This window comes from Patescibacteria group bacterium, from assembly GCA_028692545.1.
Classification (GTDB): domain Bacteria; phylum Patescibacteriota; class Patescibacteriia; order UBA1558; family S5-K13; genus STD2-204.
In genome coordinates this window covers 123,956-143,662 of the sequence record JAQUXC010000001.1, presented here as the reverse complement: position 1 = coordinate 143,662, position 19,707 = coordinate 123,956, and the positions used below count along the sequence as shown (strand labels likewise).

23 protein-coding genes are annotated in these 19,707 nt (G+C 29.1%); 6 read left to right on the top strand and 17 right to left on the bottom strand.

The window, feature by feature from the left end:
* Nucleotides 1-2 precede the first annotated feature (2 nt).
* From rplC to rpsL, 7 genes are all read right to left on the bottom strand, one after another.
* Complete coding sequence (rplC, locus tag PHZ07_00805) at nucleotides 3-848, bottom strand: 50S ribosomal protein L3 (GenBank protein MDD3284116.1); 846 nt, start codon at nucleotides 846-848, stop codon at nucleotides 3-5.
* Nucleotides 849-1,073: 225 nt separating this feature from the next.
* On the bottom strand, nucleotides 1,074-1,424 hold the full coding sequence (gene rpsJ / locus PHZ07_00800) for a 30S ribosomal protein S10 (protein MDD3284115.1): 351 nt from the start codon (nucleotides 1,422-1,424) through the stop codon (nucleotides 1,074-1,076).
* Nucleotides 1,425-1,522: 98 nt separating this feature from the next.
* Entirely contained in the window at nucleotides 1,523-2,710 is a 1,188-nt protein-coding gene (tuf, locus tag PHZ07_00795) for an elongation factor Tu (protein ID MDD3284114.1), read from the bottom strand.
* 139 nt (nucleotides 2,711-2,849) lie between these two features.
* Nucleotides 2,850-3,062: a hypothetical protein gene (locus tag PHZ07_00790; GenBank protein ID MDD3284113.1), complete on the bottom strand. Its 213-nt coding sequence runs from the start codon at nucleotides 3,060-3,062 to the stop codon at nucleotides 2,850-2,852.
* Between the two features lie 60 nt (nucleotides 3,063-3,122).
* Nucleotides 3,123-5,195 carry an elongation factor G gene (gene fusA, locus PHZ07_00785; protein MDD3284112.1) on the bottom strand — a complete coding sequence of 691 codons (2,073 nt, stop codon included), beginning with the start codon at nucleotides 5,193-5,195 and terminating at the stop codon, nucleotides 3,123-3,125.
* 78 nt (nucleotides 5,196-5,273) lie between these two features.
* Nucleotides 5,274-5,741, bottom strand: coding sequence for a 30S ribosomal protein S7 (gene rpsG, locus PHZ07_00780; GenBank protein MDD3284111.1), 468 nt, complete (start codon nucleotides 5,739-5,741; stop codon nucleotides 5,274-5,276).
* Nucleotides 5,742-5,772: 31 nt separating this feature from the next.
* Nucleotides 5,773-6,192 (bottom strand): 30S ribosomal protein S12, encoded by a 420-nt coding sequence (rpsL, locus tag PHZ07_00775; protein MDD3284110.1) that lies wholly within the window; start codon nucleotides 6,190-6,192, stop codon nucleotides 5,773-5,775.
* A gap of 128 nt (nucleotides 6,193-6,320) precedes the next feature.
* Here rpsL and PHZ07_00770 point away from each other — a divergent pair, with 128 nt between their 5' ends.
* Complete coding sequence (locus tag PHZ07_00770) at nucleotides 6,321-7,571, top strand: reverse transcriptase/maturase family protein (GenBank protein MDD3284109.1); 1,251 nt, start codon at nucleotides 6,321-6,323, stop codon at nucleotides 7,569-7,571.
* Between the two features lie 309 nt (nucleotides 7,572-7,880).
* On the opposite strand, the gene PHZ07_00765 is transcribed toward PHZ07_00770, so the two are convergent.
* The 4 genes from PHZ07_00765 to PHZ07_00750 all read right to left on the bottom strand — a co-directional run bounded on the left by PHZ07_00765 (nucleotide 7,881) and on the right by PHZ07_00750 (nucleotide 11,738).
* Nucleotides 7,881-8,243 (bottom strand): four helix bundle protein, encoded by a 363-nt coding sequence (locus tag PHZ07_00765; protein ID MDD3284108.1) that lies wholly within the window; start codon nucleotides 8,241-8,243, stop codon nucleotides 7,881-7,883.
* 86 nt (nucleotides 8,244-8,329) lie between these two features.
* Nucleotides 8,330-9,394, bottom strand: coding sequence for a DUF1566 domain-containing protein (locus tag PHZ07_00760; GenBank protein ID MDD3284107.1), 1,065 nt, complete (start codon nucleotides 9,392-9,394; stop codon nucleotides 8,330-8,332).
* Nucleotides 9,395-9,532: 138 nt separating this feature from the next.
* Entirely contained in the window at nucleotides 9,533-10,969 is a 1,437-nt protein-coding gene (locus PHZ07_00755; GenBank protein ID MDD3284106.1) for a hypothetical protein, read from the bottom strand.
* 130 nt (nucleotides 10,970-11,099) lie between these two features.
* On the bottom strand, nucleotides 11,100-11,738 hold the full coding sequence (locus PHZ07_00750; protein ID MDD3284105.1) for a site-2 protease family protein: 639 nt from the start codon (nucleotides 11,736-11,738) through the stop codon (nucleotides 11,100-11,102).
* An 89-nt stretch (nucleotides 11,739-11,827) separates the two neighbouring features.
* Here PHZ07_00750 and rpmB point away from each other — a divergent pair, with 89 nt between their 5' ends.
* Complete coding sequence (gene rpmB / locus PHZ07_00745) at nucleotides 11,828-11,998, top strand: 50S ribosomal protein L28 (GenBank protein ID MDD3284104.1); 171 nt, start codon at nucleotides 11,828-11,830, stop codon at nucleotides 11,996-11,998.
* A gap of 103 nt (nucleotides 11,999-12,101) precedes the next feature.
* Here the strand turns inward: rpmB and PHZ07_00740 are convergent, their stop codons facing one another.
* Together PHZ07_00740 and PHZ07_00735 are read right to left on the bottom strand one after the other, a co-directional pair.
* Entirely contained in the window at nucleotides 12,102-12,497 is a 396-nt protein-coding gene (locus PHZ07_00740; GenBank protein ID MDD3284103.1) for a hypothetical protein, read from the bottom strand.
* A 9-nt stretch (nucleotides 12,498-12,506) separates the two neighbouring features.
* Nucleotides 12,507-12,773: a hypothetical protein gene (locus PHZ07_00735; protein MDD3284102.1), complete on the bottom strand. Its 267-nt coding sequence runs from the start codon at nucleotides 12,771-12,773 to the stop codon at nucleotides 12,507-12,509.
* A gap of 113 nt (nucleotides 12,774-12,886) precedes the next feature.
* On the opposite strand from PHZ07_00735, the gene PHZ07_00730 reads away from it, so the two are divergent.
* Nucleotides 12,887-14,098 carry a peptidoglycan DD-metalloendopeptidase family protein gene (locus PHZ07_00730; protein MDD3284101.1) on the top strand — a complete coding sequence of 404 codons (1,212 nt, stop codon included), beginning with the start codon at nucleotides 12,887-12,889 and terminating at the stop codon, nucleotides 14,096-14,098.
* Nucleotides 14,099-14,150: 52 nt separating this feature from the next.
* Here PHZ07_00730 and PHZ07_00725 read toward each other — a convergent pair whose 3' ends face one another.
* Together PHZ07_00725 and PHZ07_00720 are read right to left on the bottom strand one after the other, a co-directional pair.
* On the bottom strand, nucleotides 14,151-14,711 hold the full coding sequence (locus tag PHZ07_00725) for a hypothetical protein (GenBank protein ID MDD3284100.1): 561 nt from the start codon (nucleotides 14,709-14,711) through the stop codon (nucleotides 14,151-14,153).
* 6 nt (nucleotides 14,712-14,717) lie between these two features.
* Complete coding sequence (locus tag PHZ07_00720; GenBank protein MDD3284099.1) at nucleotides 14,718-14,876, bottom strand: hypothetical protein; 159 nt, start codon at nucleotides 14,874-14,876, stop codon at nucleotides 14,718-14,720.
* A gap of 125 nt (nucleotides 14,877-15,001) precedes the next feature.
* Between PHZ07_00720 and PHZ07_00715 the strand changes: the two genes are divergently transcribed.
* Genes PHZ07_00715 through pth form a run of 3 tightly spaced genes read left to right on the top strand, consistent with a single transcriptional unit; the run spans nucleotide 15,002 to nucleotide 18,375 of the window.
* Nucleotides 15,002-16,420, top strand: a complete 1,419-nt coding sequence (locus PHZ07_00715) for an LCP family protein (protein MDD3284098.1) — start codon at nucleotides 15,002-15,004, stop codon at nucleotides 16,418-16,420.
* 19 nt (nucleotides 16,421-16,439) lie between these two features.
* The gene (gene der, locus PHZ07_00710; protein ID MDD3284097.1) at nucleotides 16,440-17,816 is read left to right on the top strand and encodes a ribosome biogenesis GTPase Der; all 1,377 of its coding nucleotides are present in this window, start codon (nucleotides 16,440-16,442) and stop codon (nucleotides 17,814-17,816) included.
* A 7-nt stretch (nucleotides 17,817-17,823) separates the two neighbouring features.
* Nucleotides 17,824-18,375 (top strand): aminoacyl-tRNA hydrolase, encoded by a 552-nt coding sequence (pth, locus tag PHZ07_00705; GenBank protein MDD3284096.1) that lies wholly within the window; start codon nucleotides 17,824-17,826, stop codon nucleotides 18,373-18,375.
* A gap of 75 nt (nucleotides 18,376-18,450) precedes the next feature.
* Here pth and PHZ07_00700 read toward each other — a convergent pair whose 3' ends face one another.
* Entirely contained in the window at nucleotides 18,451-19,002 is a 552-nt protein-coding gene (locus tag PHZ07_00700) for a hypothetical protein (GenBank protein MDD3284095.1), read from the bottom strand.
* The gene (locus tag PHZ07_00695; GenBank protein ID MDD3284094.1) at nucleotides 18,999-19,427 is read right to left on the bottom strand and encodes a hypothetical protein; all 429 of its coding nucleotides are present in this window, start codon (nucleotides 19,425-19,427) and stop codon (nucleotides 18,999-19,001) included. Before PHZ07_00695 ends, PHZ07_00700 begins: the two co-directional genes overlap by 4 nt.
* Nucleotides 19,428-19,707 lie beyond the last annotated feature (280 nt).

Genomic DNA, 19,707 nt, shown 5'->3' with positions numbered 1-19,707 from the left:
ATTTATTTATTTTCATTGCTATTATCTTGTTCTTCTACTTTAAGGTCTGGTTCAACTATTACTTTTTCTTCTTCTGTAATAACGGTAGCCACTTCTTCTGAAGAAATTTCTGGCTGTTTTTCTTTTTCAATATTTTCATCTGAAATTATATCTGTATTTTCTGAAACAACTTCTTCTTGTGTCAATATAGTTTCTTCAACAATTTCTTCTTTTATAATTGGTTTTTCATATAATTTTATATCACCAGTTCCAACTATATGCACTAAAGCATTACTTCCGCCAGCTATTGCACCTTTTAAATATAAAATATTATTTTCTAAATCTATTTTCATAATTTCTAAACCAGCTATTGTAACTCTATCTCCACCCATTCTTCCAGCCATTCTCGTACCTTTGAAAACATGAGCGGGTCCTGTTGCTCCAATACTTCCAGGCATTCTTGATTGGTCTTTGTTACCATGCTGTTCATCTGTTCCATGAAAACCATGTCTTTTTACAGGTCCCTGAAATCCTTTACCTTTTGAAATTGCTATTGCTTTTACCTTTTGACCTTCCTCAAAACTTGTAAGTCCTATTATATCTCCAGGTTTCAAATCTTTTGGATCATCTATTCTAAATTCTTTTACATATCTAAATTTACCAAAATTTTTAAATAATCCTAGTATTGATTTTTTTACTTTTTTCTTATTTCCAGCTGCTAAAACAATTGCAGAGTATCCATCTTTTTCAAGTGACTTAACTCTTAAGATTGTATTTGGTTCTACAGAAATCTCTGTAACAGGAATAACTTTACCTTCTGGGGTAAAGATTTGCGTCATTTTTATCTTTTTTCCTAATATGAAATTCATATAATTTTTTGTATATAAAAAATCGTAACCTCACACTTTAATAAATTAATATTATCAAGGGGTAAAGTTGCGATTCTGCTATTTAATATATTTTGCAGAATTTAATTTATTGATTTCAAAATCTCCTTATTCTAATTATAATTTTCCAAGTACTTCCATTTTTAATAATGGGTTGCTTGAATTCTTACAAAGAATAAAAATTATTATATAACTTAAACAAGATTATCACATCTTTATTTCAATGTCAACACCATTTGGAAGATCTAAACTCATGAGAGAATCAATGATCTTTCTATTTGGATCTATAATATCTATCAGTCTTTTGTATGTTCTCATTTCATATTGATCTCTAGAATCTTTGTGAACAAATGTTGACTTTAAAACTGTATATTTTTTTAATTCTGTAGGTAATGGAATTGGACCTACTACCTTTGCGCCATTTCTCGTTGCTACATCAATAATAGTTTTTGTAGATTGATCTATAAGCATATGATCATATGCTTTTATTTTGATCCTTATTCTATTTGAAATTTCTCCTGTTGTTTTTTCGTCTTTTTCTTTAGTTGCTTTTACCATATTTATATTATTTATAAAGAACAAATTAATACGTTTTTATAAAATTGCCCTGAACTTAAATGATGTTGTTCAGGGCAATCATAAAAAATCTACATAGCTTATTTGATAATCTTTACTACAACACCAGAAGCTACTGTCTTGCCACCTTCTCTAACGGCAAATCTCTGTTTTTCTTCAAGAGCAACTGGATGTAATAATTTTACTTTGAAATTTACTGTGTCTCCAGGCATAACCATTTCAGTACCTTCTGATAATTCTATATCACCAGTAACATCACAAGTTCTGATATAAAATTGTGGTTTATATCCTTTGAAAAATGGAGTGTGTCTTCCACCTTCTTCTTTGGATAAAATATATGTCTGAGCTTCAAATTCAGCATGAGGAGTAACACTTCCTGGTTTTGCAAGTACTTGACCTCTTTCTACTTCATCCTTTTTTGTACCTCTTAACAAAATTCCAGCATTGTCTCCTGCTTCACCTTGATTCAAAGACTTGTTAAACATTTCTATTCCAGTTACAACTGTTTTTGAAGTAGGTCTAATACCTATTATTTCTACTTCTTCGCTGGTTTTTATAATACCTCTTTCTATTCTACCTGTTACTACAGTTCCTCTGCCTTCAATTGAAAATATATCTTCGATAGGCATTAAAAATGGTTTGTCTAAATCTCTTTCAGGGGTAGGAATATATTCATCCAACTTATTTAGTAATTCTAGTATTGGTTTACCTGCATCTCCCTTTGGATCTTCCAAAGCCTTTAGGGCTGAACCTCTTACAAATGGAATTTCATCTCCAGGGAATTCATATTTTTTCAATAAGTCTCTAACCTCTTCTTCTACTAAGTCAATAAGTTCTGGGTCACTTACTTGATCTACTTTATTTAAGAAAACTATAATATAAGGAACACCTACTTGTCTTGCCAAAAGAATATGCTCTCTTGTTTGAGGCATAGCACCATCAGCAGCTGAAACAACTAATATTGCTCCGTCCATTTGCGCTGCTCCTGTAATCATATTTTTTACATAATCAGCATGACCTGGACAGTCAACATGAGCATAATGTCTTTTTTCTGTTTGATATTCTACGTGGGCTGTTGCAATAGTAATACCTCTCTCTTTTTCTTCTGGTGCATTATCAATCTGATCAACTGATTTATTTTGAGCGATACCACCATGAGCTGCTAAAACTTGTAAAATAGCTGCTGTAAGTGTTGTTTTTCCATGATCAACGTGTCCTATTGTACCAACGTTTACATGTAGTTTTGATCTATCAAAGGCTTCTGCCATAAACTTAATTCTCCCTATTATTTAAGCAAACCATATAAAGGTTCAACTTAAAATTTTTTAAATATTTTAATTATTTTTTTGAATTAATTAATAGTGATAATATTCTATCAAAAGTTTTCACAAAATGCAAATAACTATATTAATTATCTGATATAATGTGTCTCTTTATATCTGATACATAATTATCAAAATTATTTTCTATTTTTATTTTATTTTTTTCAACTTCTTTTTTATTTAGTAATTCTCTATATCTATCAAGACTCATCAAAACAGCAAGCGGTTTATCATCTTTTGCAATAATTACATCATTTCCAATATCATTAATTGTATCTAAAATTTTATCTATATTCATATCATTATTGCTGTTTAGTAATGTACAATATTACAATGAAAAGAAAATTAAATCAATACCTTATCTTCTTGTTCCTTCTATAATTTCTTGAGCTATTTTTTGTGGAGCTTCTTGATAATGACTAAACTCCATAGAATAGCTTGCTCTACCTTGAGTCATACCTCTTAGAGATGTAGAGTAACCAAATAATTCTGACAAAGGAACTTTTGAATCAATAGATTTTATATTACCCTTATCTTCCATATGATCTACTTGTCCTCTCTTTGAATTCAAATCTCCAATAACATCACCCATATAACTTTCTGGTGTCATTACATTCACTTTCATAATTGGTTCTAATATAATAGGATTTGCTTTTTTAAATGCTTCTTTGAAAGCTATCTTTCCAGCTATTTTAAATGCTGCCTCAGATGAATCGACTTCATGATAAGAACCATCAAATACGGTTGTTTCTATGTCAATAATAGGATAATGAGCCAAAACGCCTTCTCCAAGAGCTTCTTTTACACCTTTTTCAATAGCGGGAACATATTCTTTTGGAATAACCCCTCCTTTTATCTTATCATTAAATTTATGTCCTTCTCCTCTTTCTCTTGGCTTTATACTAATCCAACAATGACCATATTGACCACGACCACCTGATTGTTTAATAAATTTACCTTCTGCTTCTGCTTCTTGTTTTATAGCCTCTTTGTATGCAACTTGAGGATTTCCAGTATTTACCTCTACACTAAACTCTCTTTTCATTCTTTCTACTAAAACTTCTAAATGAAGCTCTCCCATTCCTGAAATAATTACTTGTTGTACTTCTTCATCTGTCTTTATTGTAAATGTAGGATCTTCTTCAGATAATTTACTAAGTGCAATACCCATTTTTTCTTGATCTTGTTTTGTTTTTGGTTCAATAGCCATAGAAATAACAGGTTCTGGAAAAGTGATAGATTCTAATACTATATCATCTCCTTCGGCACATAATGTATTACCAGTTTTTGTGTTTTTTAGACCAATTACGCCAGCAATATCTCCTGCATATATTTCACTTACATCTTCTCTAGAATTTGCATGTAAATAAACAATTCTACCAATTCTTTCTTTTGTGTCAGTAGAGCTATTATATACATAAGAACCTGCTTTTAACATTCCTGAATACACTCTTACAAAAATTAATTTTCCCACAAAAGGATCTACAGCTACTTTAAAAGCTAATGCAGAAAATTTTTCATCATCAGCAGCTCTTCTTTCAATATGTTCTTCTGTGTGTTTATTTACACCAGCGATAGCGAGTACTTCTACAGGTGATGGTAAATAATCAACAACTGCATCTAAAAGTTTTTTTATTATTGCTGTCCTACCATCCCCGACTAAAACAGGGAAAAATAACACAGCCAAAGTAGCTTTTCTAATAAGTTTTTTTATTTCTTCTATAGTAAGTTCTTCTCCATTTAAATATTTCTCCATTAATCTCTCATCTACCTCTACTACTTTTTCAAGCATCTGAGATCTAAGATCTTTTGCTGTTTCTAACAGATCAGCTGGAATTTCTTCTTCTTTTGTTTCTGTATGTTCTTCATTTGAATAAACATAGGCCTTCATTTCTACTAAATCAATTATACCTTTATGTTGATCTTGGGTACCGATAGGTAGTTGTATTGCAAATGCATTTGTAGATAATCTTTCTTTTATAGATTTTAAACTCATATCAAAATCACCACCCAATGCATTTATTTTATTTACAAAACACATTCTAGGAACTTTGTATTTATCAGCTTGTCTCCATACTGTTTCTGATTGTGGTTCTACTCCCATTTTTCCGTCAAAAATAGTTACAGCACCGTCTAGAACTCTCAAAGATCTCTCTACTTCTGCAGTAAAATCTACGTGTCCAGGAGTATCAATAATATTTATTCTTTTATTATTCCAAAAACATGTAGTAGCAGCTGATGTAATAGTAATACCACGCTCTTTTTCTTGCTCCATCCAATCCATCTCTGCTGCTCCATTATGAGTTTCTCCAATTTTATGTTTTTTACCAGTGTAATACAAAATACGCTCGGTTATTGTTGTTTTACCGGCATCTATATGGGCAATAATCCCAATATTTCTTGTATCTTCTAATGAATATTCTCTAGACATATATATTTTATAATTTAAATTAAAAAATTTTAACTTTAAAAAAGCTGACAGCTGATTGCTGAAAGCTGACAGCTATTTTTATCTAGCAAAATGAGCAAAGGCTTTATTTGATTCAGCCATCTTGTGAACATTTGCTTTTTTCTTCATAGCATCACCTTCATTACTATAAGCAGCAATAAGTTCATCTGCCAATCTCTCTGCCATTGATTTTCCTTTTTTTGCTCTTGTAGCTTCAAGTAACCAACGAAATGCTAAAACCTGTCTTCTCTCTCCTGATACCACCACTGGAACTTGATAATTTGCACCACCAATTCTTTTACCTTTTACTTCTACAGAAGGAGCTACGTTTTTCATAGCTTGATTGAAAACAGATAAACCATCTTGTTTAGTTTTTTCTGAAACTATATCTAAAGATTTATATACTATAGATTTTGCCAAAGATTTTTTTCCATCTTTCATTACATAATTTATAAATTTTGCAATGACAATACTACTAAACTTTGTATCTGCTTTTATTTTTCTTTTTGGAGCTTTTTTACCTCTCATATTCTATATTTAATTATTTATAACTTTAATATTATTTTTTTGGTTTTTTTACTCCGTAAAGTGAACGACCTTGCTTTCTATTTTCTACACCCTGAGTGTCAAAAACACCTCTGACTATATGGTAAGCAACTCCTGGTAAATCCTTTACTCTTCCGCCTCTTATCATAACAACTGAATGCTCTTGCAAATTATGTCCCATACCTGGAATATATGCAGTTACTTCTTGACCATTAGAAAGTCTAACTCTTGCAATTTTTCTAAGAGCTGAATTTGGTTTTTTTGGAGTAGTTGTAGTAACTTTTACGCAAACACCTCTTTTAAAAGAAGAACCTACTTTATCTATATGCTTTGTTCTTTTCAAAGTATTATGAGTAACTTTCAAAGCTGCAGACTTTGCTTTTCTAGTTTTATCTCTTCTTGGTTTTTTGACCAATTGATTTATTGTTGGCATTATTTTTACAAATTAAAAATTAATAAAATAAAATTTTCCCGTAATATTAAAAAAGGATATCATAAGTTGTACGATTAGTCAATAAACAAATGTAATTTTATAATATAAATTATGTAATACAAATCATTATGCTAGTCAATAATAAAAATGAATTGAAACAATTATTCACCTTTCGGAATATTTATAAAGCATATCTTGATTGTCGTAAAAACAAAATAAATACAAAAAATGCAATAAAATTTGAAATAAATTTAGAGTCAGAGATTTTAAAACTAAAAAATGAATTAAATAATCAAAAATATACACCAAGTAGATTTATATGTTTTGTAATAAAAGAGCCAATGCTTAGAGAAATTTTTGCCTCTGATTTTAGAGATAGAGTAATTCATCATTTGTTATATAATTTTCTTGAACCAATTTTTGAAAAAAAATTTATATTTCATTCATATTCAAATAGAAAAGAAAAAGGTGCTCACAAATCTATAAAATACCTAAACAAATTTATAAGGCAAATTACAAGAAATTATAAGAACGAAGCTTTTTTCATTCATTTAGATATAAAAGGATTTTTTATGAACATAAACAAAAAAATACTATTTGAAATTATTTCAAAAAATTTAAAAAATGAAAAAATTTTATGGCTTACAAAACAAATAATATTCTGCGATCCACTTCAAAACTTTCACAAAAAAGGAGATAAAGGTTTATTTCAACTAATTCCAAAACACAAATCACTTTTTTATCTACCAAATACTCAAGGACTTCCAATAGGCAATTTGACATCTCAATTTTTTGCAAATGTTTATCTAAACGAACTGGACCAATTCGTAAAACACAAATTAAAAGCAAAATATTATATGCGGTATGTTGATGATTTTGTTATTTTATCTAAAGATAAAAATGAACTTATTTATTGTAGAAATGAAATATCACAATTTTTAAAATACAAATTGGCCTTAGAGCTTAATCCCAAAAAACAAATTTTACAAAGTACAAATAATGGAATAAATTGGCTTGGTTATATAATAAAAAATGATTATATTTTATCAAGGCGTAGAGTTGTAAATAACTTAAAAAGAAAATTAAATAATTTCAATAAAATTTTAGAAGAATTTGGATATAAACAAAATTCTCAAATGGAATTATACAATTTCAAAAAATATCCAGATATAAAAACAATAAATAAAATACTTGCAACAATAAATTCATATTATGGACATTTTAGACATGCAAATACATATAATCTTAGAAAAAATCTATACGAAAACAGATTTTTGTATATAAAAAATTATATAGAAAATAAGGATACCAATTTTTATTCTTTTAAAATAAAAAAGGATTTTTTAAAAAATATAAAAAGAGCCAAGAAAAAAAGATAATATTCATTTCCAGACGAACACAACGGACTCTGTTGGTTTCATTCTTATCGTTGTTGTTCGTGTTCCCGTTTGACAAATTGACGTTCCACGCATTACCAGGATCATCTGATATCGTAGTAGCAGACCAGTAATTGTCATTTGTACCGGAAAATTAATATCTCATCACTTTAAAAACACCAAAACTTTATCTTTCCAAAGGAAAGTACAAATTTTTGTAAATAATGGTTGAAATTCAACCGAATGAGATCGCAATGAAAGCCCTATTTTAATACCCGCGAGTATTTAAAATTCTGGCTCTTTTTATATTTTTTATTTTTGTTCCATTGTGTGCTGAGATGACCAATCATACCAACCAGAAAGTTGTTTTGATATTTCTTCAATAGATACAGCAAACAACTCAAACCTATTTATTCCTAAAATTTTTAAATCAGATGATAGCCTAATGTGAATTTTTAATTGTTCTAATTTTAATCTTGCATCTTCTAGGGTCTTGGATTTTTCTTTCTGAGAATTTGCTAGAATTATTAAATTTATAAAATCTGATGAAAAATCTTTTAACTTTTGACCTAATGTATACTTGTATTCTCTTGGAAAATTGTGTGATGCTTTATAAATTTCAAGAGTTAATTTGTATGAAGATCTAAAAATCTGTAAATGATCATATTGAGCCATAAAATTTAAATTTTTCCCCCCACCATAAAATGGTGGGGGGAAATAAATAAATAATCAAATAATCCAAATCATCAAATAATCAAATTCTAGTTTGCCAAACGAACACAACGGACTCTGTAGGTCACAAACTTAACGTAGTTGGTCGTGTACCCGTTAGACAAAAGGACGATCCACGCAATACCAGGAGCATCTGATACCGTAGTAGCAGACCAGTAATAGTCATAGGTACCGGGAAATTCAAGATTACCATAAGAACCATCTATGTATGCTTGCATAAGCTGTTTCTGATGAGGAAGATACCAGCCTGATCCCAAACTTGAACATAATTGTTGAGCTGTCATTCCATTATTACTTACATCCCAACCATCGCTACCATCCCAAGTATAATAATTTTGTGTTGTAGTGCTGTTTGATGAACACCCTGCCCCTGCACATGGAAGTGCCCATATAAGGTTGGTATTATTGTCCTTTGCTTGTGCAAAGTTATCTCCTGTACCACAATAATTATTACCTAGTGTACACTGTATCCACTCTACCTCATACCTATCTGCTGGTGGATTATCACTATTATTATAATCATCTACTCCACCTGTTGATGTTGCTCCACCTGGATGATCTCCGCTACCCTCATATGGAGTAAGACTACCATTGAACATATTTGATAAATCAGCACCTGATACAGCAGAACCACTTACTCCAAATATATTTACTCCTGATAGGATATTTGATGATATTAGATCTGTGTCACCAGAAACAGTTCCACTTCCATTATGATATCCAGCTATGATTGTTTGAGCTGTTGTACTTGGTGTTATTGTTACTGCACCTATACTTACTATTGTTCCTTGTACACCCATATAGTCAGCTGTTGTAAGCATTTTATCTGCATCAATAGTTGGTATTGCTTCATATATATCTTTTAGTGTATGAAATGTAGATGCTGGTGTGGCTGATGATGTAAGATCATGATCTCCTTCATCTGCGGATGTTGTATTGTCTGTTAATTTGTCGTATATATCTCCTAGTGTATAGAATGTTGGTAATATACTTGTACCACTCGGAAATAGATCTCCTGCCTTTGTAATACTAAATGTAATAAGTATTACTAGTACTGCAAATGAAATGTTTTTTAAGATGTTTTTTGTTTTCATATTTTTTAGTTGGTTAGAAGGTTAGAGTGTTAGTGAGTCAGATAAATTCCTAACCCTCTAACTTACTAACTCTCTAGTTATTAAGTTATTTATTTAAAATTATCAATTATACTATTACCCTATTACTCAATTATACATTTATTCTATTGATGTTGTTTCCGTATAATCCCCAAAGAATTCATCTGGTAAATCATGAACTAACTTATTCCAATTAGCTCCATATAGTTCTATTGCTTTTTCTTCTGTCTTTATCCATTGTATAAGTCCATTTACTCCTACTAGATATACTTTAGCTACTGTTGGTATTTTAAATAGTATACCAGTATTATATGGAACATTCTTTCCTAGTGTATAAGTAGCTAGTTCTTCTTTTGTTATTGTAGAAACAAATGAAAAATCATTATCAAAGTATGAATACCATATCTTTTCATTTGGATATGCATGTCTATCATTATTACTATCTACAAAATATACTGTAGATCTATCCTCTGTTTTTATCCACTTACCTGTAGTCCAGAATGATTGTGGAATACTACTTTCATCATTTGTTGTATTAATAGTAGATGGTACTCCTGCTATATTAAATATTGCAAATATGGTTAGATGATTTACATTGAATGTTACTTTGTTTAAAGTTATATCAAATACGGCATTTTCTACTAATATCCAGCTATCAAGTGTTGTATCATAATAATATACTCCTAGATTAGATGTATTATCTGGAAGACTTGGTATTGTAATTGTAATGGTTAGATTATTAGTAAATGATGTAATAGAATTATTATTAATATCTATTGCTGATATATTAAATATACTATTACCAATCATAAATGCACCAGTACTACTATTTGGTGTATTATCAGTACTTAATGACCCTTCGCTTACAGTAATAGTGGTATTAGATGTTACAGTATTAGCTGGTACTACAATATTAATATTTGAATTATCAGTAAATGTATAATTAAGTGTTCCACCATTTGCTGGTGTAACAGTTGTAGAATATGTTGGTATAGTTGGTGGTGTAACTATTGTAGAACCAGTCCATCCTCCACCTGTTGAACCAGATGATGGTCTTGCTGATTTTGGAATCCAATCTGTTGATACCTTGTAATTATTGTCATCACATGTATTAGTATTAGAACAATTCATAGATATATATCCTATATTTTCTCCATATGCATAGCCAATAAATTCACCACTTGTGTTTATTGTTACACCAGTAAAATTTATCCATCCTGCATTTTCACTATATGCATAACCAACTAGTACTCCATTTTCTGTATTTGATACTTTGTAATTATTGTCATCACATGTATTAGTATTAGAACAGTTAAATGATATCCATCCCATATTCTCAAAATATGCATAACCAATAAGTTGTGTATCTGATATATAGATATCACTATTTGCATCTTTGAAATTTATCCAGCCAGTATTTTCATTGTATGCATATTTATTTGTATTATCTATTGATCCATATGTAATAGATGCATGTGATGGATTATATAGAAAAAAGCTAAAAATTAGAATAAAAAATGGAACACTTATTTTGATTAATTGTTTTGTTTTGATCATAGACGTTAAAAAAGATTAATAATTTTATTAATATTTATATGTAAATATATAATTATATTAATTATACTACCCCCCTCTGAGGGTGTAAAGTTAAAAAGTGATTTATAAAATACAAATTATTTTGAACTATCTAAAATATCAATCTTCCAACCAAATTAAATATATAATTAAATAGACTAGAAAATATTCCTATATTTAAAAAATTATCTGCCAAAATTAATACCAAAAGAAGCATCGGTCCATTTTTTGCAAGTTGATATTTAAATTCATTGAAGTTAGATGGCAAAATACTAAATAATATATGAGAACCATCAAGCGGTGGAATTGGAATAAGATTAAAAATTCCCAAAACAATATTTATCATTACAATAAAAAATAAAAATTGTATCATCAAATTATCTTGTCCTAAATTCGTATACAGATATGTCAATTTTAAAATAATACCAAATGTCAAAATCATGACAAAGTTTGAAAGTGGCCCAGCAAAAGACACTATTACATCTCCCCATTTTTTATTCCTAAAATTTATGGGATTTACTGGAACTGGTTTTCCCCAACCAAATCCTACCAAAAGTAATGCAAAAAAACCCATTGGATCTATATGAGACAAAGGATTCAAAGTAAGTCTCCCGAGTAATTTTGCTGTTGGATCTCCTTGGCTATTTGCCGCATATGCATGAGCAAATTCATGTATACTAATACTAAAAACTATAGCTATAAGCCATGCTACAAAAACCATAGGTTGTTCAAATAATAAATCAAGTATCATAATATTAATTTATATATAATTGTTGACAAAATGTGAAAAATTGTCTATCCTCTGTATTATAAATTATAATCAATAAAATTCAAAATAATATGTCAAGAGTTTGTGAAAAATGCGGAAAAGGAACAACTTCTGGATCTCTTAGAAGTCATTCAAACATTAGAACAAGAAGATTAGTAGGGGCAAATCTTCAATCAAAAAAAATTGATGGAGAAAAAATAAAAATTTGTACAAAATGCATAAAGACTTTGGCAAAAAAATAAAAACCTATTATAAACTATTTAAAAACTTTTCAACTCTATTGAAAAGTTTTTTGTATAATGAAAAGCCAGGATACTATAGAACCTGGCTTCTTTTTTAAAAAAATTAATCCCCCATAATTTCTGGCAACAATACACCAATCCTGATTAACACATTCTCATTTTCCTCTGGAATTGAAAAAAAATCATGTATTATATCTGGATACATTTCTTCTATCTCTTTAGTAAGATTTAAAATATGTTGGGCAGCATAGAGAATTATTCTTATATCTGGCCTTTCTTCATGGACAAATACAGATAATTCTTTGCCACTACATATAGGAAGAGAAAGATTTACCATCATTAAACAAATTTCTTTTTGTGTATCTTCTTGAATTTCACAGATAGCTGAGTTATAAGAATCGGCAAAAACTATTGGTATTCCAAGCTCCTTAAGTATGAGCCCAAATAGTTTCCGATTTAATAAATCAAGATCAACTATAATAATCTTCTTATCAAACATTGTCACTCCTTAGGACATATGCTTTGTTCTCTTGAGAAATTCAAGAAAACTGTACTTACTATTAGTTTCATTTTCATCAAACAATGAATCATGAGATCCATTGTTTTGGACTCTTCCATTTTTATTATTAGGAGGAGTCTTTTTTTTTAAGTATATTACTATGCAATAAATAACAAGACCAAAAAACCAAGTCAAAAAAATTACCAGTTGCCAAGGCTCCATTTTGCTTATATCCATAGATCCAAGATCAGGAGTGAATATACTTATAGTTTTCATTTTTCCTCCATCAAATTTATTATTTATATCCTAACAAAATTATATTTATTTTGTCAAAATTGAGATTATATAAATTTATATGATAGAATATTATTACAAATAAATTTCAAAAAATGAACAAAATATCAAAATATAAAAAATATGTATTATTAATAATTATTATATTATTAATTTCTTCTATATTTATTTATTTTCAAAAAAATAATTCATCAAATAAAATTAATAAAGAAATAGCTCAAAAAGTAAAAGAAAATCCATATATAGAAACATCTATAAAAATAGAGCCAGAATGTACCTATGGAGAACTCATGACACAAGCTAATATTTGTAGTGCTACATCAACCATAATTTTTGAAGCAGCAAAAAATTTATATGATCTTTCAAAAATAAGAGTTGGAAGAGAAATAAAATTAATGCATGATAAAAATACAAACGAACTAAAAGAATTAATATATCAAATAGATACTGAGGAAGAATTACGCGTATATCTTCAAAAAGATGGTTCTTGGAATGCAGAAAAAAAACCAATAAATTATGAGGTAAAAATAAAAACATCTGAGGGCACAATAGAATCTTCTCTTTATGAAACAGGACTAAAATTAAATTTGGACGAAGTTGCTATCATAGAACTTGCCGATGTCTTTCAATGGACAATTGATTTTGCAATGAATATACAAAAAGGAGATTATTTTAAATTTATTTATGAAGAAAGATATCTAAATGGCAATTATATAATGCCTGGAAAAATATTAGCTGCAAAATTTATAAATAGTGGTAGAGAATACAGTGGATATTATTTCAAAAATTCTAGTGAAATTGAGGGGCACTATGATAAAGATGGAAATAGTTTACAAAAAATATTTTTAAAGGCTCCTGTATCTTACAAATATATTTCATCTCCATTTACAACTGGATCAAGATATATAGAAGCTTTCAATGTTTCTACAAAACATCGTGCAATAGATTATGCTGCACCATATGGTACACCTATAAAAGCAGTTGGTGATGGCACTATAATGATGGCATCTTGGAACGGTGCTTATGGAAATTTTGTAAGTATAAGGCATAACAGCACTTACACTACACACTATGGACACTTATCAAAATTTGCCGTCAAATCTGGAGAGCATGTAACTCAGGGACAAACCATAGGATACGTTGGTTCAACTGGATTTTCTACTGGCCCACATATTCATTATGAAATGTTAAAAAATGGATCTCTTATAAATCCACAAACAGAAGATTTTCCAAATACTGGATCCATAGAAGAAACAGATAAAGAAAATTTTCAAAAAATTATAGAAGAATATAAAAATAAATTATAAAAATTTACATAAAAACAAAAAGAGCAAAATGTTTTATACAATCTGCTCTTTTTTATTCTTGATATGCCTTATAATAGGATGAATTTTTGTAGTCTTGAAAATTCTGATCTATTTTCTTACCATGCTTTAAATGACTTAAATTAACTGGAACAGGCTTACATTCGACGACTCTATCATCCCAAATACCTATAGTATTGTCCTTTGGTTGGAGAAGATTTCTTGCCTTCCATTTTGCCTGCTTATTATTAACAGCAACAACGGTACATTCTTCAACATGACCATGACCGTCATCTCTTCTAAATGTAAAAAGATATTCTTTTGGTTTTTTATCATTTTTCTGATTTATTTCAGAAACATCATCATTAATTACATCATTTATACTATCTACGGTAGGAAATTCCTGATGTTTTTCAATAAGTTCAAAAATTTCCTGTTGATCTTCTTTTGCTTTTGTTTTGTCTTTATCGAATATTTCTATATTTTCAATAAAGACACTAGCTTCTTTTGATTTGCCATCTTTATCAATTAACAAATCTATTTCTAATTGATCATCTGGCATAAGATCTATAGAATCCATACTTCCTCCTTCAAATTTATTTGATATATAATTCATAAAAAATTAATAAGTTATATTAATGGATGGCTGGAAAATTTTCCAAAGTAAAAATATTATTACAGCTATAATAATTATCCCTGGAAGTTTTTCAAAAACAAAACCAACTAAAATATCAATAATTTCATCAACCTTTTTTCCAAAATAATCTTCTTGTGTACCCATATATTTAAAATTATCTATATTTGCATTATAACTCAAAAATTAAAAAATCTCTATATGATGGACAAAAACGTTTTTTTGTATTATTATGATTTTAATAAAGATTTTTAATTAGGAGTAAAATAATCATGGATTTATTAAAAAATGATGGAAACATAACTCTTCAAGAATTAGACAAAAAACATAAAAAAAGCAAATTCTGGTTGATATTTAAAAATATGCTTTTTTTGTTTCTAATAGTTTTTTTGTTATGTATTTTTTTACTTTCAAATATAGCGGCATATTCCAAAACAGAATTTGCTACTACTATTAAAAAAAATCCTCTTATAAACCAAATATCACATCTCATATCATCTGAAACAAAAAGGTTAAATGGTGAAAAAGAAGGAAGAACAAATGTCTTAATACTTGGTATGGGTGGAGAAGGGCACGATGGACCACTTCTTACAGATACAATTATTCTTCTTAGTTATAATTATGAAACAAAAGAAACTGCACTTGTTTCTATCCCAAGAGATTTGGTTGTAAAAACAAATAATAATACATATAAAAAAATAAATAATCTATATAGTATTGGGGAATATTCTGGAAACCATGGGGGACTCTCTTATGCAAAAGAAATGATAAGTAAAAACATAGGCATACCAATACACTATGCTGTAGCGATAGATTTTTTCGGATTTGAAGAAATTATAGATGCTCTAGGTGGTATTGATGTATATGTAGATAATAGTTTTGTGGATTATATGTATCCAACAAAAAATCATAAATATCAAACTGTAAAATTTGAAAAAGGAGAACAACACCTAAATGGAGAACGAGCACTCCAATATGCAAGAAGTCGTCATGGAACAGTAACTAGTGGTAGTGGATTTGAAGGATCTGATTTTGCAAGATCAGAAAGACAATTCAAAATAATAAAAGCTTTAAAGGATAAAGTATTAAGTTTTTCTACATTATCTAATCCACAAAAAGTAATAAAACTTTTTAAAATATTACAAAATTATATAATAACAGATGCAGAAAGCTGGGAAGCTATGAGATTTGTAGAAACACTTAGATCTATGGATAAAGATAATATTTATAAAAAAGTATTAAATGATGAACCAGATAATCTTCTAAGAAACGCCACTTCTACCTATGACGGTGCGTTTATATTGATACCAAAAAATAATGATTACAATCTCATTACTTCATTTTTTATAAATATATTTAATGAAGAAGATGGGAAAAAATTAGAAAAAGAACAATCTAATATATATATATTAAATGGTACAAAAACTATTGGACTAGCATCAACCATATCTAATAAATTACAAAAAGCTGGACTAGAAATAACAAAAATAGATAATTCACCAAACCAAGAAATATCTACAACAGTAATATACGATTTGAGTAAAAACAAAAAACCTGAAACTTTAAAAACTATTCAATCTACAATACTCGGAGCAAGATCTACCGCTCTGCCAGATTATCTAAAAGATTATAAAGACGATGAAAACCTTGACTTTTTGATATTATTAGGCGAAGATCAAATATCAAAATAATTTTTTAAAATAATCAAAGATGGAATCTACAAAAAACAAAGAATTACCTATGATTTCTATAATAGGACGTGCAAATGTAGGCAAGTCCACTCTTTTTAATTTACTTGTAAAAAAGAAAGCTCTTACAAGCAGAGTTCCTGGTACAACAAGAGATGCAAATTATCAAGAGACTGAATGGCTTGGAAAAAAATTCATAGCAATAGATACTGGTGGAATTGAAGAAAATATGTTTGAAAAAGAAGATAAAATACAAGATGAAATGGATTTAAAAATAATCCAAAAAGTAAAAGATGCAATATCAAAATCTCAATTAGTTTTGTTTCTTGTTGATTCAAAAACTGGGATTATGCCTCAAGACAAACAATTTGCAAATTATTTAAAAAAGAATAAATTAAAATATTTACTTGTTGCAAATAAATGTGGAAATAACAAAGAAAGACAACAAGCTGATGAATTTTATGAATTAGGACTTGGAGAACCAATAAAAATTTCTGCTATAAATGGTTCTGGCGTAGGAGACCTTCTTGATATAGTTGTAAAGAATGTAAAAGCTAAAAGACCAACAAAAAAAGAAAAAGAAGAAGATATTATAAAAATTATTTTTATAGGAAAAACAAATGTTGGCAAATCCTCTATTATCAATTCCATATTACAAGAAGAAAGAGTTATAGTATCAAGCGATGAACACACAACACGAGATCCACAATTTATTCCTTTTTCATACAAAGATTCAAAATTTTTACTTATAGATACTGCTGGTATTAGAAAAAACAAAAGTAAAATTAGAAAAAATGAATTAGAATTCAAATCAGTAAAACAAACTGAAAGATCTATAAAAGAAACAGATGTAGTACTTCTAGTGACTGATTCATCAAAAAATTTAAGCGTAGGAGATTTAAAATTTGCAGAACTTGTAAAAGAAAATAAAAAAGGACTTATAATAATTGCAAACAAATGGGACTTAATAGAAGAAAAAAATCTACAGACATACAATGAATATGTAAAATATTATTACCAAGCTATGCCATTCTTACAATGGGCTCAAATATTGCCAGTATCTGCAAAAGAAAAAATTAGAACTACAAAAATATTAGATGAAGCAATAAGAATTTATAATGAATCAAAAAGAAAATTTACAGATGACGAATTAGACTGGTTAAGAAAAAAAATAATAAAAATTCATCCACCTACAATAGGACGTGGAGCTATAAAACCAAGATTATACAAGATAAAACAAGTAGCAATTTCTCCTCTAACATTTGAAATAATGATAGGAGCAAAATCTAGTTTACATGAATCATATTTACGATTTATAGAGAAAAAGATAAGAGAAGAATATGGATTAAAAGGTATTCAAGTAGTAGTCTATGTAAAAAAATTGAAAAATATTACATAATATAAGTATGAAGCTAATAATAGGACTTGGAAATCCAGGTAAGCAATATGAAAACACAAAACACAATTGTGGATTTCTTGTTGTAGAAAAATTTGCAACTGAACTTGAGACTATTTTTACAGAAAACAAAAAATTAAAATCTCAAATTGCAAAAATTGGAGATATAATTATTGCCAAACCAACTACTTGGATGAATGAAAGTGGAGATGCAGTAAGTTTGTTAAAAGAATATTACAAAATTGACACAAAAGATATTGTAATAATTAATGATGACTTGGATATAGAAATGGGGAAAATAAAAATTGGAATATTTGAATCCTCTGCTGGGCATAATGGAATAAAATCAATAACGGGAAATTTGAAGTCAACAGAATTTGCAAGAATTAGGGTTGGAATAAAAAATGAGACAATAAAAAATATTCCTAGCGAAGATATTGTCCTTCAAAAATTCTTTGATGATGAAAAACAAAAAGTAAATATCGCAATTGATAATTCTATAGAAGCATTGAAACTATGTTTAGAAAATAAAATGACAGAAGCTATGAACAAATACAATTAAATTTATTTTAAAACAATACAAAATTAAAACGCGTCGAGTTAAGCTCGACGCGTTTTTTATAGATTGTACTATTATTTATTTCTTAAAAAATTCCTCCTTTAAAATTTTCTTCCAATGAAGGCCAGACCATATGTCAGACCATTTCAATCCATCGTCTGAGATAAGAATAAACTCTGCCTCATAGACAGAATCTATCATATAAGACTTCAGCGAATCAAAAAAGTCTAAACCCAAAGCCTGAATAACAACAACAACTCCACCCAAAAGTCCGCTCTTATAAACCACGAGGCGAACTTTGAGCCATTCGTCAAGCGGAAGATTTCCCTGTTGAATAGAGTAATCATTACCACCAATGTAGGAATCTGCGAAACAGATAAATGAAGCATCATCCCTTTTTCTAACGTCATACCCTATAGCAACAGGAGAGAGATTATGCACCACAGAGTATGCCGGAGTATTTTCTATTGCTGGATGAAAGTCCATCGCAACATTACCCACAACATCTCCTGGGCCCCAGTGATATACTCCGTCTTGATTGTCATCATGAATTGAGACTCTCGTGATGTCTTCACACCCAAACATGAATAGAGCCAACATCACGACTATCAAAAACATAAAACTCTTCATTTTTTATCTCCTTTTTGTTTTTTTCTAAATTTTGGTTGGAGCTTATCTCTTTCGGAAGTTAGATCCTTTTTAAAACGTTTAACATTCTTAGCATATGATAAAATTTCTTCATCAGATGCTGTCGCTAAGAGAAGTTTAGCAATTCTTCTATAGACCTTAGCAACTGACTCGTTGTGACCAACAATTCTACTGCCCTTAATCATGATAAAATTCCCACATTCAACAAAATGGGAATACACCTTTACAAAATCCCCAAGAGAATCTTTGAAAGATCCTTTCAAAATACTGCAAAATACTTCTGCTTGCTTTTGAGTCATTGAACCCAACTCTAATATTTTTGCAGTTATCACTTGATTCATACTTCTTGCACTTTTGTCCAATGTACTCCTTATAATCACTAAAATATTTTCTGATGTTACTTGCATCATTCCTCCAATGTATTCTTTTTTAATTTTAAACAATAACACATTTTATACAAAAAAAACAAGCCCTAGAAAGACTTGCTATTTATATGCACATTACTGCTCGCTGGTGTAAACAATCTTCATAAGCCGAAGCAAAGAAAACTATCTAACTTGCGCTCAAGACAACAAGGAGGGGTGTTATCAAGAACTACCAACAAGCAGAAATCTAAATATAAATTGTTAAAACTAAATGGAAGTATAGCAAATTAAACAAGTATTGTCAAGTAATTGTATAATTAAT

Bases quoted from the DNA above. Each gene is read 5' to 3' on its own strand.
- PHZ07_00770 (MDD3284109.1), top strand. From the start codon at position 6,321: ATGCTAGTCAATAATAAAAATGAATTGAAACAATTATTCACCTTTCGG.
- PHZ07_00750 (MDD3284105.1), bottom strand. From the start codon at position 11,738: ATGATACTTGATTTATTATTTGAACAACCTATGGTTTTTGTAGCATGG.
- rpsL (MDD3284110.1), bottom strand. From the start codon at position 6,192: ATGCCAACAATAAATCAATTGGTCAAAAAACCAAGAAGAGATAAAACT.
- PHZ07_00730 (MDD3284101.1), top strand. From the start codon at position 12,887: ATGAACAAAATATCAAAATATAAAAAATATGTATTATTAATAATTATT.
- PHZ07_00755 (MDD3284106.1), bottom strand. From the start codon at position 10,969: ATGATCAAAACAAAACAATTAATCAAAATAAGTGTTCCATTTTTTATT.
- PHZ07_00740 (MDD3284103.1), bottom strand. From the start codon at position 12,497: ATGTTTGATAAGAAGATTATTATAGTTGATCTTGATTTATTAAATCGG.
- PHZ07_00735 (MDD3284102.1), bottom strand. From the start codon at position 12,773: ATGAAAACTATAAGTATATTCACTCCTGATCTTGGATCTATGGATATA.
- PHZ07_00765 (MDD3284108.1), bottom strand. From the start codon at position 8,243: ATGGCTCAATATGATCATTTACAGATTTTTAGATCTTCATACAAATTA.
- fusA (MDD3284112.1), bottom strand. From the start codon at position 5,195: ATGTCTAGAGAATATTCATTAGAAGATACAAGAAATATTGGGATTATT.
- PHZ07_00790 (MDD3284113.1), bottom strand. From the start codon at position 3,062: ATGAATATAGATAAAATTTTAGATACAATTAATGATATTGGAAATGAT.
- rpmB (MDD3284104.1), top strand. From the start codon at position 11,828: ATGTCAAGAGTTTGTGAAAAATGCGGAAAAGGAACAACTTCTGGATCT.
- PHZ07_00720 (MDD3284099.1), bottom strand. From the start codon at position 14,876: ATGGGTACACAAGAAGATTATTTTGGAAAAAAGGTTGATGAAATTATT.
- PHZ07_00695 (MDD3284094.1), bottom strand. From the start codon at position 19,427: ATGCAAGTAACATCAGAAAATATTTTAGTGATTATAAGGAGTACATTG.
- PHZ07_00700 (MDD3284095.1), bottom strand. From the start codon at position 19,002: ATGAAGAGTTTTATGTTTTTGATAGTCGTGATGTTGGCTCTATTCATG.
- PHZ07_00760 (MDD3284107.1), bottom strand. From the start codon at position 9,394: ATGAAAACAAAAAACATCTTAAAAAACATTTCATTTGCAGTACTAGTA.
- tuf (MDD3284114.1), bottom strand. From the start codon at position 2,710: ATGGCAGAAGCCTTTGATAGATCAAAACTACATGTAAACGTTGGTACA.
- PHZ07_00715 (MDD3284098.1), top strand. From the start codon at position 15,002: ATGGATTTATTAAAAAATGATGGAAACATAACTCTTCAAGAATTAGAC.
- pth (MDD3284096.1), top strand. From the start codon at position 17,824: ATGAAGCTAATAATAGGACTTGGAAATCCAGGTAAGCAATATGAAAAC.
- PHZ07_00725 (MDD3284100.1), bottom strand. From the start codon at position 14,711: ATGAATTATATATCAAATAAATTTGAAGGAGGAAGTATGGATTCTATA.
- der (MDD3284097.1), top strand. From the start codon at position 16,440: ATGGAATCTACAAAAAACAAAGAATTACCTATGATTTCTATAATAGGA.
- rpsJ (MDD3284115.1), bottom strand. From the start codon at position 1,424: ATGGTAAAAGCAACTAAAGAAAAAGACGAAAAAACAACAGGAGAAATT.
- rpsG (MDD3284111.1), bottom strand. From the start codon at position 5,741: ATGAGAGGTAAAAAAGCTCCAAAAAGAAAAATAAAAGCAGATACAAAG.
- rplC (MDD3284116.1), bottom strand. From the start codon at position 848: ATGAATTTCATATTAGGAAAAAAGATAAAAATGACGCAAATCTTTACC.